General features: G+C 62.5%; 20 protein-coding genes. 13 read left to right on the top strand and 7 right to left on the bottom strand.

Translation table 11 applies throughout. The features are described from left to right. Positions 1 to 21: 21 nt before the first annotated feature. Complete coding sequence (locus tag NKI58_RS28210) at positions 22 to 276, bottom strand: DUF2171 domain-containing protein (RefSeq protein ID WP_023674734.1); 255 nt, start codon at positions 274 to 276, stop codon at positions 22 to 24. A 120-nt stretch (positions 277 to 396) separates the two neighbouring features. Between NKI58_RS28210 and NKI58_RS28205 the strand changes: the two genes are divergently transcribed. From NKI58_RS28205 to NKI58_RS28190, 4 genes are read left to right on the top strand one after another with little or no spacing between them, the layout of a single operon-like run. Continuing rightward, entirely contained in the window at positions 397 to 1,122 is a 726-nt protein-coding gene (locus tag NKI58_RS28205; protein WP_352646818.1) for a DUF2259 domain-containing protein, read from the top strand. Positions 1,123 to 1,133: 11 nt separating this feature from the next. Then, a complete protein-coding gene (locus NKI58_RS28200; protein WP_352590708.1) occupies positions 1,134 to 1,634 on the top strand; it encodes a hypothetical protein in 501 nt (166 codons plus the stop codon). A 59-nt stretch (positions 1,635 to 1,693) separates the two neighbouring features. Continuing rightward, positions 1,694 to 3,001, top strand: coding sequence for an adenylosuccinate lyase (gene purB, locus NKI58_RS28195; RefSeq protein WP_352788527.1), 1,308 nt, complete (start codon positions 1,694 to 1,696; stop codon positions 2,999 to 3,001). Next, complete coding sequence (locus tag NKI58_RS28190) at positions 3,001 to 3,573, top strand: RBBP9/YdeN family alpha/beta hydrolase (RefSeq protein WP_352788525.1); 573 nt, start codon at positions 3,001 to 3,003, stop codon at positions 3,571 to 3,573. Before purB ends, NKI58_RS28190 begins: the two co-directional genes overlap by 1 nt. Before the next feature lies 1 nt (position 3,574). Here NKI58_RS28190 and NKI58_RS28185 read toward each other — a convergent pair whose 3' ends face one another. Beyond that, positions 3,575 to 4,387 carry a VOC family protein gene (locus tag NKI58_RS28185; RefSeq protein WP_352590699.1) on the bottom strand — a complete coding sequence of 271 codons (813 nt, stop codon included), beginning with the start codon at positions 4,385 to 4,387 and terminating at the stop codon, positions 3,575 to 3,577. Positions 4,388 to 4,658: 271 nt separating this feature from the next. Here NKI58_RS28185 and NKI58_RS28180 point away from each other — a divergent pair, with 271 nt between their 5' ends. Further along, complete coding sequence (locus tag NKI58_RS28180; protein ID WP_023674728.1) at positions 4,659 to 5,207, top strand: RBBP9/YdeN family alpha/beta hydrolase; 549 nt, start codon at positions 4,659 to 4,661, stop codon at positions 5,205 to 5,207. Positions 5,208 to 5,304: 97 nt separating this feature from the next. On the opposite strand, the gene NKI58_RS28175 is transcribed toward NKI58_RS28180, so the two are convergent. Next, positions 5,305 to 6,078 carry an HpcH/HpaI aldolase family protein gene (locus tag NKI58_RS28175; RefSeq protein WP_352623638.1) on the bottom strand — a complete coding sequence of 258 codons (774 nt, stop codon included), beginning with the start codon at positions 6,076 to 6,078 and terminating at the stop codon, positions 5,305 to 5,307. Positions 6,079 to 6,196: 118 nt separating this feature from the next. Beyond that, positions 6,197 to 6,517 (bottom strand): DUF1476 domain-containing protein, encoded by a 321-nt coding sequence (locus tag NKI58_RS28170; RefSeq protein ID WP_023674726.1) that lies wholly within the window; start codon positions 6,515 to 6,517, stop codon positions 6,197 to 6,199. 270 nt (positions 6,518 to 6,787) lie between these two features. Here NKI58_RS28170 and purC point away from each other — a divergent pair, with 270 nt between their 5' ends. Genes purC through NKI58_RS28140 form a run of 6 tightly spaced genes read left to right on the top strand, consistent with a single transcriptional unit; the run spans position 6,788 to position 10,297 of the window. Beyond that, complete coding sequence (purC, locus tag NKI58_RS28165) at positions 6,788 to 7,582, top strand: phosphoribosylaminoimidazolesuccinocarboxamide synthase (protein WP_023674725.1); 795 nt, start codon at positions 6,788 to 6,790, stop codon at positions 7,580 to 7,582. A gap of 40 nt (positions 7,583 to 7,622) precedes the next feature. Continuing rightward, the gene (purS, locus tag NKI58_RS28160; protein WP_023674724.1) at positions 7,623 to 7,865 is read left to right on the top strand and encodes a phosphoribosylformylglycinamidine synthase subunit PurS; all 243 of its coding nucleotides are present in this window, start codon (positions 7,623 to 7,625) and stop codon (positions 7,863 to 7,865) included. Position 7,866: 1 nt separating this feature from the next. Next, entirely contained in the window at positions 7,867 to 8,535 is a 669-nt protein-coding gene (gene purQ / locus NKI58_RS28155; RefSeq protein WP_023674723.1) for a phosphoribosylformylglycinamidine synthase subunit PurQ, read from the top strand. A gap of 31 nt (positions 8,536 to 8,566) precedes the next feature. Next, positions 8,567 to 9,232 (top strand): glutathione S-transferase family protein, encoded by a 666-nt coding sequence (locus tag NKI58_RS28150; protein WP_352457780.1) that lies wholly within the window; start codon positions 8,567 to 8,569, stop codon positions 9,230 to 9,232. 2 nt (positions 9,233 to 9,234) lie between these two features. Next, on the top strand, positions 9,235 to 9,645 hold the full coding sequence (locus NKI58_RS28145; protein WP_352457781.1) for a hypothetical protein: 411 nt from the start codon (positions 9,235 to 9,237) through the stop codon (positions 9,643 to 9,645). Positions 9,646 to 9,649: 4 nt separating this feature from the next. After that, complete coding sequence (locus NKI58_RS28140; RefSeq protein ID WP_352457782.1) at positions 9,650 to 10,297, top strand: Pr6Pr family membrane protein; 648 nt, start codon at positions 9,650 to 9,652, stop codon at positions 10,295 to 10,297. Between the two features lie 22 nt (positions 10,298 to 10,319). Here the strand turns inward: NKI58_RS28140 and NKI58_RS28135 are convergent, their stop codons facing one another. The 3 genes from NKI58_RS28135 to NKI58_RS28125 all read right to left on the bottom strand — a co-directional run bounded on the left by NKI58_RS28135 (position 10,320) and on the right by NKI58_RS28125 (position 11,437). After that, complete coding sequence (locus tag NKI58_RS28135) at positions 10,320 to 10,622, bottom strand: hypothetical protein (protein WP_245274623.1); 303 nt, start codon at positions 10,620 to 10,622, stop codon at positions 10,320 to 10,322. A gap of 96 nt (positions 10,623 to 10,718) precedes the next feature. Further along, positions 10,719 to 11,021, bottom strand: coding sequence for a type II toxin-antitoxin system prevent-host-death family antitoxin (locus NKI58_RS28130; protein WP_352570851.1), 303 nt, complete (start codon positions 11,019 to 11,021; stop codon positions 10,719 to 10,721). 164 nt (positions 11,022 to 11,185) lie between these two features. Continuing rightward, the gene (locus NKI58_RS28125; protein ID WP_023674717.1) at positions 11,186 to 11,437 is read right to left on the bottom strand and encodes a DUF1127 domain-containing protein; all 252 of its coding nucleotides are present in this window, start codon (positions 11,435 to 11,437) and stop codon (positions 11,186 to 11,188) included. Between the two features lie 93 nt (positions 11,438 to 11,530). Between NKI58_RS28125 and NKI58_RS28120 the strand changes: the two genes are divergently transcribed. Continuing rightward, positions 11,531 to 12,943 carry an aminotransferase-like domain-containing protein gene (locus tag NKI58_RS28120; protein WP_352788515.1) on the top strand — a complete coding sequence of 471 codons (1,413 nt, stop codon included), beginning with the start codon at positions 11,531 to 11,533 and terminating at the stop codon, positions 12,941 to 12,943. A 149-nt stretch (positions 12,944 to 13,092) separates the two neighbouring features. Then, the gene (purL, locus tag NKI58_RS28115) at positions 13,093 to 15,330 is read left to right on the top strand and encodes a phosphoribosylformylglycinamidine synthase subunit PurL (RefSeq protein ID WP_352788561.1); all 2,238 of its coding nucleotides are present in this window, start codon (positions 13,093 to 13,095) and stop codon (positions 15,328 to 15,330) included.

The raw sequence follows: 15,330 nt of genomic DNA, 5'->3' as shown, positions 1-15,330 counted from the left end.
CGTAATCAGACTGGATTATGATCAGGTGGGTTCGGATTTTTCTTCCTCGAACGTGACCGCAACATCCGAGTTTGCCGACAGCCGCACCTTCTGGCCCTCGACCTCGGCGACAAGGCTGAGAGGAATGAAGTGGTGATGGCCCCTGTGAGCGCCCTCGCCGCTGTCGCGCTTGGTCAGCTTTATGCGATCTCCGTCAACCTTGTCGACGGTACCGACATGGACGCCGTCGGCGCCGATCACTTCCATACGTTCGCGAATCTTGGCTGCATCTGTCATGGGGGACTCCCTTAGAGCGCCGCGCGTCCTTTTGGACGCGCAAAGGACGCTCTAAACATTTTGAATCAATGCATCGTGATAGGGAATTTAACGGCATCGACTGCCGGAATGGAAAGCCCCATGCGAAATCTTGCCCTGTTTGCCGTCTGCCTGCTTGCCCAGCTTGCAACTTTGGTCGCCGCCCACGCAGGCGATGTCGCCGAGCTTGATGTCCTCGGCTTCAGCCGTGATGGCGGGGTCTTTGCCTTCGAGGAATATGGCGTCCAGGACGGATCGGGATTTCCCTATGCCAACCGCTATTATATCGACACGGCCGACGACAGTTTCCTGAAGGGCTCGCCGATACGTGTCCGGCTCGACGACGAGAATGCCACGGTGGCCGCAGCGCGGCTGCAGGCCCGGCAAAGGGGCGAAGCGATCGTCAGTCAGGCGGAACTCACGGCAAATCGCGGCATCACCGCCGGCTTCAACCCGGTGACCGAGCTTTCTGCCGATCCCTTCCGCATGGTGGTCAATCCGCGCCCGATCTTCTCGCCGGTCGACGATCCGCTCGAGTTCCGGCTCGACCAGATCGGCATGAACGACACCGAACGCTGCCAGAGCCAGGGCGAGATCAATGGCTTTCGCCTGCTGCGCATCGAGGCGAAGGATGGCGGCCAGACGAGGATCATTCACGAGGACAAATCGATCCCGCAAAGCAGAGGCTGTCCGAATGGGTACCAGATCGGCGCGGTTCAGACATTTTCGCTGGATAGCGTCAGCACCTATGCCGTGCTGATCGCGGTGCGCCAATACGGCTTCGAAGGGCCGGACTATCGCTGGATCGCGGTAACCGGTCGCCTGTGACGTTCCCCGCCATGCGCTATCGCGCCCTGCATCGTCTCCGCCGCTCCTTGCCGCCGCTGCGCACGGCATTTGCCGGTGCCTTGTTGTGGGCCATGGCGATGGGCGCCAGCGCGCTGCTCAATCTGCTGTTGTACGATTGGGAGACCCCGGTAAAGATCCGCTTCGTCTCGCTGCTTTATGCTGCCGGCGGCGCGCTGGCCTTCCCGGTTGGGCTGTTTATGGCGCGGCTCGTCTCGCTCGGACGCCACTGGGAAATCGCCGTCGCCGCCGCCTTCGTCTGCCTTCTCGCCGCGACAATTACCTTCACCGGCGGCCTCTTTGGGCTGCAATACCGCTCCTACTACGTCCAATGGCATGCACCCGCGCTCACCATCACCTGGGTTTTCCAGTTCGTGTTCACGATGTTGACGGCGCTCTATCAGTTCGTCGTCCTTGGCATCCGGCTGTATTTTCCGCTCGGTTTCATTGCGCTCGCTGTCGCCAGTGTCTGGTTTGCGCGCCAGCAACGTTGAGCATTTTGCCTGCCTCTGATAGGACGCGGGCAAATGCTCTCGCAAGTCAGGACCGACTGATGATCCCTCGCTACTCCCGGCCGGAAATGGTGGCCATCTGGTCGCCCGAAACCCGGTTCCGCATCTGGTTCGAGATCGAGGCCTACGCCTGCGACGCATTGGCCGAGCTCGGCGTCATCCCGAAGGAGGCCGCCAAGACCATCTGGGAGAAAGGCGGAGCGGCGAAGTTCGACGTCGACGCCATCGACGAGATCGAGCGGGTCACCAAGCATGACGTCATCGCCTTTCTCACCCATCTTGCCGAATTCGTCGGGCCGGATGCCCGCTTCATCCACCAGGGCATGACATCCTCCGACGTTCTCGACACCTGTTTTGCCGTGCTGCTCACCCGCGCCAGCGACATCCTGCTGGCCGACATTGACGGGCTGCTGGCGGCGCTCAAGCGCCGCGCCTTCGAGCACAAGGACACCATCACCATCGGCCGCAGCCACGGCATCCATGCCGAGCCGACCACCTTCGGCGTCAAGCTGGCGCAGGCCTATGCCGAATTCTCGCGTTGCCGCGAGAGGCTGGTGCATGCACGCGAGGACATCGCCACCTGCGCCATCTCTGGTGCGGTCGGCACCTTCGCCAATATCGACCCTTATGTCGAAGAATACGTGGCCAAGAAACTCGGACTGAAGCCGGAGCCGGTGTCGACGCAGGTGATCCCGCGCGACCGCCACGCGATGTTCTTCGCCACGCTCGGCGTGATCGCCTCGTCGATCGAGCGGCTGGCGATCGAGGTGCGCCATCTGCAGCGCACCGAGGTACTTGAAGCAGAAGAGTACTTTTCACCCGGACAGAAGGGCTCGTCGGCGATGCCGCACAAGCGCAACCCGGTGCTGACCGAGAACCTCACCGGCCTTGCCCGCATGGTGCGCTCCTTCGCATTGCCGGCAATGGAGAATGTGGCGCTGTGGCACGAGCGCGACATCTCGCATTCCTCGGTCGAGCGCATGATCGGGCCCGACGCGACGGTGACGCTCGATTTCGCGCTCTCACGCCTGACCAGCGTCGTCGACAAACTGCTGGTCTACCCCGACAACATGCTGAAGAACATGAACAAATTCCGTGGCCTTGTGCATTCGCAGCGCGTGCTGCTGGCGCTGACGCAAGCCGGTGTTTCGCGCGAGGACGCCTACCGGCTGGTGCAGCGCAACGCCATGAAGGTATGGGAGCAAGGCGCTGATTTTCTTGAGGAACTTTTGGCCGACAAGGATGTTGTCGCAGCCTTGCCCGAGGCCGAGATCCGCGAGAAATTCGACTTGGGCTATCATACCAAGCACGTCGATACGATCTTTAGCCGAGTGTTTGGAGAAGCCTGATGATTTCGTCGGCCGGAGATTTCGATTTCCTCGCCCTGCCCGGGCGCGGCAATTCCGGGCCGGATCATTGGATGTCGCATTGGTGCCGGGTGTTCCCCAATTCGAACCGCGTGCTGCAGGCCGAGTGGGACCGGCCAAAGCCTGAAGACTGGATCGGCCAGGTGGATGCCGCGGTGGCCGCCGCTCCGCGCCGCGTCGTGCTGCTTGCGCATTCGCTGGCGGTGGCGACGGCGGTGAAGTGGGCTGCTGGGGCCAGTCAAGGCCAACTCGACAAGGTCGCGGCGGCATTCCTGGTTGCCGCGACCAATGTCGACGATGCCGATCCCTCATTCGACGCGGTGCGCCCGTTCGCGCCGATGCCGCTGAAGCGCCTGCCCTTCCCGACATTGGTGGTGGCGAGCCGCAGCGACCCACGCGTCACCTTCGACAAGGCGACCGCTTTTGCCGCAGCCTGGGGCGCGGATATCGCCGATGCCGGCGATCTCGGCCATATGGGAAACGAGGCCCGCCTGGGCGTATGGCCAGCGGGCCTGCTCATGCTTGGCCGCTTGCTCGAAAAAGCGAACCTCTAACCTACGCCTTACCGGGAACCGTCCTTATTACCGTGCCCCACGGATCCTCGCGGGTGGTCTCGCTTGCGGCATTGTCCGAGCGCATCTCGACCCAGGCCAAGCCGGAGCGGGCGGGATCGCGGCGACCGGCGCCCGCGCTCTGCCACGCATTTGCGCCAATGTGGTGATGATAGCCGCCGGACGACAGGAACACCGCCGCGCCACCGTACTTTGCCACTGTGTCGAAACCGAACTCCTGATGCCACCATGCTTCGGCTTCTTCCGGCCTGCCGACCCGCAAATGGACGTGGCCGATAATGCTGTTTTCCGGCGCGCCCTGCCAGCCGGTGTCGCCGGCCGGCACCTCGGCAACGACCGACGGAATGTTCAGCCGCTCCGTCGCCATCGCTATCTTGTCACCGTTCCATTTCCAGTCCTGCGGACGGCGGTCGGCATAGATCTCGATGCCGTTGCCTTCCGGATCGGTTAGGTAAAGAGCCTCGCTGACCAGATGATCGGATGCGCCCTCGATGCCGATCTTGCCGGCGATGGCGTGATTGATCCAGCGGCCGAGATCGGCCCGGCTGGGTAGCAGGAAGGCGGTGTGGAAAAGACCGGCGCTGCGCGGGTCATCGGGTTTCGCGGCCGGATCCGCTTCGATGTCGAGCAAAGGGCGATTGACTGCGCCGAGCGTAATCGTGCCGCCGGCGCGGCTCAGTTCCTGCAAACCGACGACTTTGCGATAGTAGGCAGCGAGATTGTCTGCATCGCGCGCCCGCAAGCCGACGCGGGCAACGCTGACCGGGGTCGTCGCGGCAAAAGGCAGTTCGCTCATCAAAGTGCTCCGTTCAGGCGGCGCTCGACAAGCTTCCAACAGAGCAATCCGGCGCCATCAATCATTCTACGCCATGTCCGTGCCAAAATCTCGGAACAGCCATTCTTTCCTGGCGACAGATCGTTGATCGCGATCGTTCACACAAGAGCGCAAGAAGCGAACAGGGTGTTCACAATAGCGAGCAGAACCGGGCTCGTGAGCGGCCGTTTGCGTGTCGCTGTTGAGTTCATACCCGGTTGCACCCGACAGCGCCTCTCGCTACATGCGCGCCATGAAAGTCAGGGAAGCAGATATTCTCATCGTGCCGGGCTACACCAATTCCGGCCCCGATCATTGGCAGAGCCGCTGGCAGTCGAAACTATCGACAGCGCGCCGCGTCGAACAGGCGGAATGGTCGAAGCCGGTGCGCGAGGATTGGACGGCCGGTGTCGCCAAGGCGGTTAACGAGGCCGAGCGGCCGGTCGTCATCGTCGCCCATTCGCTTGGCGTCGCGGCGGTCATTCAAGCATTGCCTCGGTTCGAGAGGCCGGTCGCCGGCGCTTTCTTCGTGGCGCCGCCCGATGTCGCCAATCCAGAGATAAAGCCGAGGCACCTGATGACCTTCGGCCCCTATCCGCGCGACCCGCTGCCGTTTCCGTCGGTGGTGATCGCCAGCCGCAACGACCCGTTCTGCGCCTTCGGCGTCGCCGAGGACATTGCCGGGGCGTGGGGCTCGCTGTTCATCGACGCCGGGGATGCCGGTCATCTCAACGCGGATTCCGGCTTCGGCCCCTGGCCTGAAGGCTCGATGACGTTCGCAAAATTCCTGACGGATCTCTAGAGCGGTTCACCGCTTCACGGAAACGGCGAACCGCTCTATCTCTTTGTTTTGACGCAATTCCGGACGGAAAACCGTTTCACACTTTTCTGGAATTGCTCTAGGAAGCGATCGAATCCCTGACGCTGCTCAGCAGGGTCTTTGCCCCAAGCGAAATCAGCGAATGCTCGGAACCCATCGCCAGCAGCCGGTAACCCATCGACACCACGCGACCGGCGATGGCCGGTTCCATCACATAGATCGCCGCATGCTTGCCGGCTTTGCGGGTGCGCTCGGCGATCGAGGCGACGGTCCCCATCATGCTCTCCAGCGTCGAACTGACGGTGGTGCCCTGCGACCAGGCGATCGAGAAATCCGACGGGCCAAGGAAGATACCGTCGATGCCCGGCGTGTCGAGGATGCCGTCGAGTGCATCAAGCGCGGCCCGCGTTTCGACCATGGCGAACGCCATGGTGCGCTGGTTGCTATCGCGCAGCCAGTCGGCATAGTCGCCCTTGCCATGGCGCGGAAAAGCATAGGTCGGGCCCCAGGAGCGCTCGCCGAGTGGCGGGTATTTCATTGCGGCAGCAAACAGCTTTGCGTCCGCCACCGAATTCACCATCGGGGCGATCACCGCCTCGGCGCCGAAGTCAAGCGCACGGCTGGCCATGTCGAAGCGGCCGACCGGGATGCGTACCAAAGCCGGCTTGTTGGCGGCCAGCACCGGCACAAGCCCGCGCAGCACGCTATCCTCGTGATGCCCACCATGCTGCATATCGAGCGTAACCGCGTCGAACCCTTGCCTGGCCAGTATCTCGACCGTCAAGGCATCCGGCACGCCGGACCATGCGGTGAACAGCGTCTCGTCGGCCGCAAGGCGTGACTTCAGGGACATTGGCGATTTCCTCTTTGCTTGCAGCAATTCAGCCGGAAATGACCGCAAAGGCAAAGAAAAACCGCCCGGTGAGGCCGGGCGGTCGATTGGTCCAGCATTCGAAGAGTATCGATGGGGATCAGGTGTTCTTGATCTGCTCGATCGCCTGCGCCATCAATTCATCCATGGTGCGGCGGATCTGATGGTCCGACTGGTCGATGCCGGCCGCATCGAAATCCTTGCGTATCTTGCGGAAAACGTCGTGATCGCCGGCTTCCTCGATGTCGCTGACGACCACTTCCCTGGCATAAGCGTCGGCATCGGCGCCGGACTTGCCGAGCTTTTCGGCAGCCCACAGGCCGAGCGCTCTGTTGCGGCGTGCCGCAGCCTTGAACCGAAGTTCCTCGTCGAATGCGAATTTGCGCTCAAAGCCCTCTTCGCGGTCTTTCATGCTGCTCATGGCATCCCTCCGTGAAATCCGATTCGTTGTGCCAATATGTGTTGCCGGAGCACAAACCAAAAGGGCGCCGGCCGGTCAATATGCTACATTGCTTGCTGCGCTGCGGCATTTCGGTGCCCGAAAGCGGTTGATTGAAAGGATTTGCCGATTGAGCAAACAGTGCGATTGGGATAGACACCGGCATTGAACCCCACCGTCGCCATCTTATTTTAGGCAGACGGACAGGAACTGGTCGCTTGCCGCCTGCCCGCAAATCCAGAGAAAAATCAGATGAAAAATCGCCGCCGCATTTATGAAGGCAAGGCCAAGATCCTTTATGAGGGACCGGAGCCTGGCACGCTGATCCAGTTCTTCAAGGACGACGCTACCGCTTTCAACAAGAAGAAGCATGAAATCGTCGATGGCAAAGGCGTGCTCAACAACCGCATTTCCGAGCACATCTTCAACCATCTCAACCGGATGGGCATTCCGACCCACTTCATCCGCCGGCTCAACATGCGCGAGCAGTTGATCAAGGAAGTCGAGATCATCCCGCTCGAAGTGGTGGTGCGCAACGTCGCCGCCGGCTCGCTGGCCAAGCGCCTGGGCATCGAGGAAGGCACCGTGCTGCCGCGCTCGATCATCGAATTCTATTACAAGGCCGATGCGCTCGACGATCCGATGGTCTCGGAAGAGCACATCACCGCCTTCGGCTGGGCGAGCCCGCAGGAGATCGACGATGTCATGGCGCTGGCCATTCGCGTCAACGACTTCCTTTCCGGCCTGTTCATGGGTGTCGGCATCCAGCTCGTCGATTTCAAGATCGAATGCGGCCGCCTGTTCGAAGGCGACATGATGCGCATCGTCGTTGCCGACGAGATCTCGCCGGATTCCTGCCGGCTGTGGGACGTGGCGACGCAGGACAAGCTCGACAAGGACCGCTTCCGCCGCGACATGGGCGGGCTGGTCGAGGCTTATCAGGAAGTTGCCCGCCGTCTCGGCATCATGAACGAGAACGAGCCACCGCGTCCGGCCGGGCCGGTGCTCGTCGCATCGACCGACGGTGTCAAAGGTAAGCCGCACTGACGGCTTGCCCGCTCAACAGGTGAACAGGAGCATGTCCAGCGTGATCAAGGCCCGCATTACCGTAACCCTCAAGAACGGCGTGCTAGACCCACAAGGCAAGGCAATCGAGCACGCGCTGTCCGGAATGGGTTTCGGCGGCGTCGGCCAGGTGCGGCAAGGCAAGGTTTTCGACGTCGAATTGGCCGAGAGCGACAGCGCCAAGGCCGAGGCCGATCTGAAAGCCATGTGCGACAAGCTTCTGGCGAATACAGTGATTGAGAATTACGCGGTGGAGATCGCCTGAGGTGAAATCAGCCGTCGTCCTGCTCCCAGGCCTCAATCGCGACCGCGACATGATCGCGGCGCTGACCAAGATTTCCGGCACGCCGCCGGTCACCGTCTGGCAGACCGACACCGAAATTCCCGATGTCGACCTGATCGCCATTCCCGGCGGCTTTTCGTTCGGCGATTATCTGCGCTGCGGCGCCATTGCCGCGCGCATGCCAGTAATGCGGGCTGTGGCCGAAAAGGCGGCCAAGGGCGTCACGGTCATCGGCGTCTGCAACGGCTTCCAAATCCTGGTCGAGGCCGGCTTGCTGCCGGGCGCATTGATGCGCAATACCTCGCTGAAATTCGTCTGCCGTCAGGTGAAGCTGCAGATCGCCAATGCCAACACGATGTTCACCCGCCGCTACCAGCCGGGCCAGATCATCCGGGCGCCGGTGGCGCACCATGACGGCAATTATTTTGCCGATGCCGAAACGCTGGCCCGCCTCGAAGGCGAAGGCCAGGTGGTGTTCCGCTATGCCGAAGGCACCAATCCCAACGGCTCGATCAACGACATTGCCGGCATCGTCAACGGCCGCGGCAACGTGCTCGGCCTGATGCCGCATCCCGAGAACCTGATCGAAGCGGCGCATGGCGGCAGCGACGGCCGGGCGCTGTTCGAAAGCGCGCTGGGCATCGCTGCTTGATGCCTTCAATTTTCCTCCTGGAGCCACGGTCATGAAACTCTATTCGCGGCCGTTGTCGCCCTATTCGTCGATCGTGCGGGCGTTGGCCTACATCAAGAACGTGCCGCTCAAGCTCATTGCACCGCCGCCGGGGTTTCCCATCCCGGAGGCGTTTCGTGCCATCTCGCCGTTGAACCGGATTCCGGTGCTGATCACCGGCTCCGGCGAAACGATCGTCGAATCGGTGGTCATCGCCGAATATCTGGAGGAGCGCTTTCCCGAGCCGGCGCTGCTGCCGAGGGACTCGAAGGACCGGGCGCTGGTGCGCATGTTCGCGCGCATCACCGACCTCGACGTGCTCGCCCCGACGATGAAGCTGTTCGAGCTCCATTTCGTGCCGCAGCGCAACGAGGCGGAGATCAAGGCACAGTTCGCCCGATTGCATCACGGGCTTGCGGCAATCGAGGCCCGCATGGCGCATGGCCCGTTCGCGCTCGGCGACGACATCTCCTTTGCCGATGCGTGGTTGACGCCGACCCGCTTCGTCTTCAACAATTTCAGGACAACGATGGGCCGCCCCGATTTGCTTGACGCCTATCCGAAATTCGATGCCTACGAGCAAATAGCCTTGCAGCATCCGGCGCTGTCGCGCGTCTGGGGTGAGATGACAGACGGTCTGAAGATCTTTCTGTCCGAACTCGAGATGGGCGCCGCTTGAACATGAGACCGACGACCACGCGCCTCGCCGTCGCTACTGCAGCCGGGCTTGTACTCGCCTCCTGCCAGTCAGGCCCGAAGAGCGCGCCGGCGCCGGCGGGCAAGAGTGCGTCACTGCTTGCCATGGAGCAGGTGGCAATAGCTGCCCACAAATGCTGGATCGCCAGCAAGGACCCTGCCTTCAAATCTTACCAGATGGCCAACGAGCTGAATTCGTTCAGCGGCACGCCGCGCTTCCTGCTGGTGCCGGCCAAACATTATGGTGGAAAGCCGTTGCTGGTCGTGCAGGCGCAAGGCAATTCGAGCCGCGTCGACGTGTTCGGCCCATTGATGGCGGAACCGCTCGGCGCCCGCATCGGCTCGGACATTGCCCGCTGGCAGGCGGGCAATCCGGCCTGCGGCGCTGCTGCCTAGCCCAATGGGTCGCGTGCTGCAGATCACCGGTCTGGTCGTCGGCCTGGCCGGGCTCGTCCTGCAGCTCTGCATCACCGTCCCGGCATCAATGGAAGCCGGCCGCGGCTTTGCCGGCTCGCTGGTCTTCTATTTCAGCTTCTTCACCATCCTCACCAACATCGGCGCGGTGCTCGTCCATGCCTCGTTGCTGTCGTCGACGGGTTATGCCTGGTTTCCGGCCTTTTCCGCGCCACGGATGCGGGCGGGCGTAGCCGTCGCCATAACGCTGGTCCTCATCGTTTATGCAACGGTCCTGGCGCAGCTTTGGCAGCCGCAAGGGCTGTTCCTGCTCTGCGATGTGCTCCTGCACTATGTGACGCCGGTGTTGTTCGTGCTGTGGTGGCTTGTGGCAGGCGCCGACGGCTCGACGCGGTGGCGCGACATCTCCTGGTGGATGATCTATCCGATCGCCTATCTGGCCTACGCGCTGCTGCGGGCGCCGATTGCCGGTGAAGTGCCCTACCCGTTCCTCGATCTCGCCAAGAACGGCGCGACCAGCGTCGCCGTCTCGGCTCTGGCCATCACCGGGCTCTTTCTGATGCTGTGCATCGTGGCGGTGCTTGTGGACCACGGTGTCACGCGGATCAGGGCGGCGGGCGTTCATCCGCGATGATGCGCTCCCGCCGCGGCAGCCTTTAGCGTCTTGGCACGGTTCGCGCGGCGCCTGCACGGATCGCCGCAGCAGCTTCGCCAGCGATCCGTGACATGAACTTGCGCGTGAATTGGCCGAGCGGCTTGGCATCTTCGAGCGCCCAGCTCGTCGCGAGATCATCGGTGTTGAATTCGTCGACGATAACCCAGGCTGGGGTAAAGAGGGTGGCGCGGCGGGCCTCGGTCTCAGGAATCTCAACATAGTGCGCGCCAGGTCGTGGCGGCTGGCTCGTGATTGGAAAGAGCAGGGCCTGCTTGCGGCCATTCTTGCCGGCAACGATCAGCATAACGCAAGTCGGCCGCGCCTTGCGTCCGCTTTCCTCGCCCCGGTCATATTCCCTTGCCCACAAATAGGAATAAGAATGATCTGTCCGTGGCCGGGTTCAGTCATCCCGAACATCATCTCGCGCGACTGCGTCGAGGCCGGTTAGAAGCCTGTCGCGTTCCTCGGCCGACAGATCCTCGACGCGGTGTGCCCGTTGCGCGCTGCGACTGGTGATGCGGTCGAACTGCTCTGCCGTCAGGAGAACGAACTTGCGCTTGCCGCGCTTGGTAATGTCAACAGGGCCGCGGAACGCGGCCTCAACAACCTCGCCGGATTTGTTGCCGAGATCTGTGAGGGTGAAACTTGCCACGGTCATCTCCTTCGTTATCCCCAAAATAAGGGAATTAGCTGTTTTCAGCAATACCCCTATTCACTGGAGACGTCGCGAGCGAATGCTGTGAGGGCACGAAGGAGGATGGTATCTCAGTGATGAAGAAGATCGCGTTGGTTCCGATGTCGATATTGACGCTCTCGTCTAACCGCCGATATGCCACGCGACGTTCGAGACGGAGCATCCGGCTGCTCTCAGTCCCAAAACGCCCTCAGCCCCTCACGATGGGCATCGCAACGCGAGATACCGATGTCCTTGAGCTGGTCGTCAGTCATCTCGAGCAGGACCAGCCGGCTGCGCCGGCGATCCATTAACCCGTCGATCCACCTCGCGAAGGATCTGAGCGTACGCACCAGCCGACTGACATAGGTCGGCCTGCCCGGCGGGCGCGCCACCTGCACCTGCAATTCAACTGCCGCGTAGCGGATTGTCTCTATTGTACCCATTTTCTTTCTGCCAAGATTGCAATTGTGCCCTTTTGTACAGCCCGCTTCATATGTATTGACTCTCATTTCGGTGCAATGTAAAAAATTGTCACCATGACAACTTGGCTTCCAGACCTTACAGCCGGCACTGGCCCGCTCTATCAGCGGCTTGCCGATTCCATCGAGACGGACATCGACCGCGGCCTGATCGGTGCAGGGGCAAAGCTGCCGCCGCAGCGCGATTTGGCATACGACATCGGCACGACTGTCGGCACGGTCGGCAGGGCCTATCAATTGCTGCGCGAGCGGGGATTGGTCAGCGGCGAGGTCGGCCGCGGAACCTATGTTATCGCTCAACAGTCGGAGAGCGCAAAGCCGGATTTCCTGGGGCCGGTCGAACAAGGCACGCGCTATATGGATGCGCCCGGCGACAAACTGCGCTTCGATAGCACGGCCGCACCGGATGTCGGCCAGGGTGCCATCGTCGCTGACGTGTTGACACGCACGGCGCAAGACCATCCGCATGAGATTTCAAGCTATACTCGTGATTTCCCGGACCGCTGGTTCGAAGCCGGCAGGCGCTGGCTGTCGCGCAATTCCTATCGCCCGGCGGCGGATGCAATCGTTCCCACGCTCGGCACCCACGCCGCGGTGATGGCAACCATTGCGGGGCTCACCGCCCCCGGCGACTATGTCGTCTTCGAACACCTCACCTATTCGCAGATCTCCCGCAGTGCCGGCCTGATCGGTCGCCGGACCGCGCTGGTGGCGGCTGATGACGAGGGCATCGATCCCGAGGATTTCGAGCGCGTCTGCGCACAAAAGCATCCGAAGATGATGTTTTTGATGCCGACGGCCAAGAACCCGACGCTGACAACGCTGTCTGCCGCGCGCCGCGAGGCAATCGCGCGTATCGCCCGTCAATATAACGTCGTCCTGATCGAGGACGATCTCTACGGCGGACTGACCGACGACCCGACACCTTTATTGGCCGAATATGCTCCCGAACGGACCATCGTTGCCGGCGGCCTCTCGAAATCGGTCGCGGCGGGTGTTCGCGGCGGGTGGCTCGCTTGCCCGCCGGCCTATCGTCACCGCATCCGGGTCGCCCACAAGATGATGACGGGCGGCCTGCCCTTTCTGCTGGCGGAGGTGGGCAGCCGGCTGGTGCTGTCCGGTCAGGCCGCTGAGATGCGCAAACGCAGCATTGCCGAGATCGGTGCACGCATCGCGATCGTGCGCGAGACACTCGACGGCTTCGAGTTCAAGGCGCTGGATAATGTGCCGTTCGTCTGGCTCACCTTGCCCGACCCATGGCTTTCCGGCACTTTCAAGCAGGCTTGCCTCGAACATGGCGTGCTCATCGACGACGAGGACGAGTTCAAGGCGGGACGTTCCGACCAGGCCTTTCACGGCGTGCGGTTTGGCATCTCGCAGCCGCGACAGCGGGACGATATTGCGCACGGCGTCGCAGTGATCCGGCGGCTTCTGGACGAAGGCCGCGCCGGCTACGACAGCTTTTCCTGAACCGGCTTGAAACCGGCGGGTCGAGTGGCGATCTCTCGCTACTTGCGGCCAGTTGTTGCTTTCCGTCGTTTTAGTCATCCGACGGGGTGTATCGGCTGCAAAGCTTGCGATAAGACGGGACTCGATCCCAAGGACATAAATTGCCGATCATGACCATTTCCAATTCCGTGCCGATCACTCCGGAACTCATTGCCGCGCACGGGCTGAAGCCCGACGAGTACCAGCGCATCCTCGACCTCGTCGGGCGCGAACCGAGCTTTACCGAACTCGGTATTTTTTCGGCGATGTGGAACGAGCATTGTTCCTACAAATCCTCGAAGAAGTGGCTGCGCACGCTGCCGACCACCGGGCCGCAAGTCATCCAGGGCCCGGGCGAGAATGCCGGCGTGGTCGATATCGGCGACGGCGACTGCGTCGTCTTCAAGATGGAGAGCCACAACCACCCCTCCTACATCGAGCCCTATCAGGGTGCCGCGACCGGCGTCGGCGGCATCCTGCGCGATGTCTTCACCATGGGCGCGCGACCGATCGCGGCGATGAACGCGCTGCGCTTCGGCGCGCCGGACCACCCCAAAACCAGGCATCTGGTTGCCGGCGTCGTTTCCGGCGTCGGTGGCTACGGCAATTCCTTCGGCGTGCCGACGGTCGGCGGCGAGGTCAATTTCGACGCCCGCTACAACGGCAATATCCTGGTCAATGCGTTTGCCGCGGGCCTCGCGAAGACGGACGCAATCTTTCTGTCCGAGGCCAAGGGCGTCGGCCTGCCGGTCGTCTATCTCGGCGCCAAGACCGGGCGCGACGGCGTCGGCGGCGCCACCATGGCCTCGGCAGAGTTCGACGACAAGATCGACGAGAAGCGGCCCACGGTCCAGGTTGGCGATCCCTTCACCGAAAAATGCCTGCTCGAAGCCTGCCTCGAACTGATGGCGTCCGGCGCCGTTATCGCCATCCAGGACATGGGTGCCGCCGGCCTCACCTGCTCGGCGGTCGAGATGGGCGCCAAGGGCGACCTCGGCATCGAGCTCGATCTCGACAAGGTGCCGGTGCGTGAAGAGCGCATGAGCGCCTATGAGATGATGCTTTCGGAGAGCCAGGAGCGCATGCTGATGGTGCTGCGCCCCGAAAAGGAAAAACAGGCCGAGGCGATCTTCCACAAATGGGGCCTTGATTTTGCCATCGTCGGCAAGACCACCGACGATCTGCGCTTCCGCGTGCTGCATCAGGGCGACGAGGTTGCCAATCTGCCGATCAAGGATCTCGGCGACCAGGCGCCGGAATATGACCGTCCCTGGGTCGAGCCGAAGAAGCCGGCGCCGCTGGCCGGCGATGCACCGCGAACCGATGTGGCCGACGCACTGCTCAAGCTGCTGGGCGGACCGGACCTTTCCTCGCGCCGCTGGGTGTGGGAGCAGTACGACACGCTGATCCAGGGCAATTCCCTGCAGCTTCCCGGCGGCGACGCCGGTGTCGTGCGCGTCGACGGTCATCCGACCAAGGCGCTCGCCTTCTCCTCCGACGTGACGCCGCGCTATTGCGAGGCCGACCCTTACGAGGGCGGCAAGCAGGCGGTTGCCGAATGCTGGCGCAATCTTACCGCCACCGGCGCTCTGCCGCTCGCGGCCACCGACAATCTCAATTTCGGCAATCCGGAACGGCCGGAGATCATGGGCCAGCTGGTTGGTGCCGTGAAAGGCATCGGCGATGCCTGCCGGGCGCTTGGCTTCCCGATCGTCTCCGGCAACGTCTCGCTCTACAATGAGACCAACGGCCAAGGCATCCTGCCGACACCGACCATTGGCGGCGTCGGATTGATTGCCGACTGGTCGAAGATGGTACGGATCGGTTTTGCCGCCGAAGGCCAGATGATCGTGCTGGTCGGCGCGCCGAGCATGTGGGGAACGCATCTTGGCCAGTCCGCCTATATGCGCGACATTCATGGCCGCGCCGACGGCCCGCCGCCGCCGGTCGATCTCGGCCACGAGAAGCGGGTCGGCGACCATGTGCGGGCACTGATCGCCTCCGGTGTCGTTACCGCGGCGCATGACGTTTCCGACGGCGGCATCGCGGTGGCGCTGGCCGAGATGGCGATGGCCTCAGGCATCGGTGCGACCATCCCCGGCCTGATCGGTACAGATCCGATCCCGGTCTGGTTCGGCGAGGACCAGGGCCGTTATCTGCTGACGCTGTCGATCGACCCGCAGAGCGAGCAATGGGACGCCATTCGCGAACAGCAAAACAAGCTCGGCGTTTTTGCGCCGTGGATCGGCTCGACCGGCGGCAGCGAACTGAAGCTGGGCGAGGCGCGTGCGATACCGGTCAGCGAATTGACGGCCGCCCACGAATCCTGGTTCCCTCGCTTCATGGCAAATGAGGTCGTGGACCCGTGA

Source organism: Mesorhizobium sp. M0522, assembly GCF_040321085.1.
Lineage (GTDB): Bacteria > Pseudomonadota > Alphaproteobacteria > Rhizobiales > Rhizobiaceae > Mesorhizobium.
Note: the sequence above shows the minus strand (reverse complement) of the source record. Positions and strands in the feature narration are given on the sequence as shown.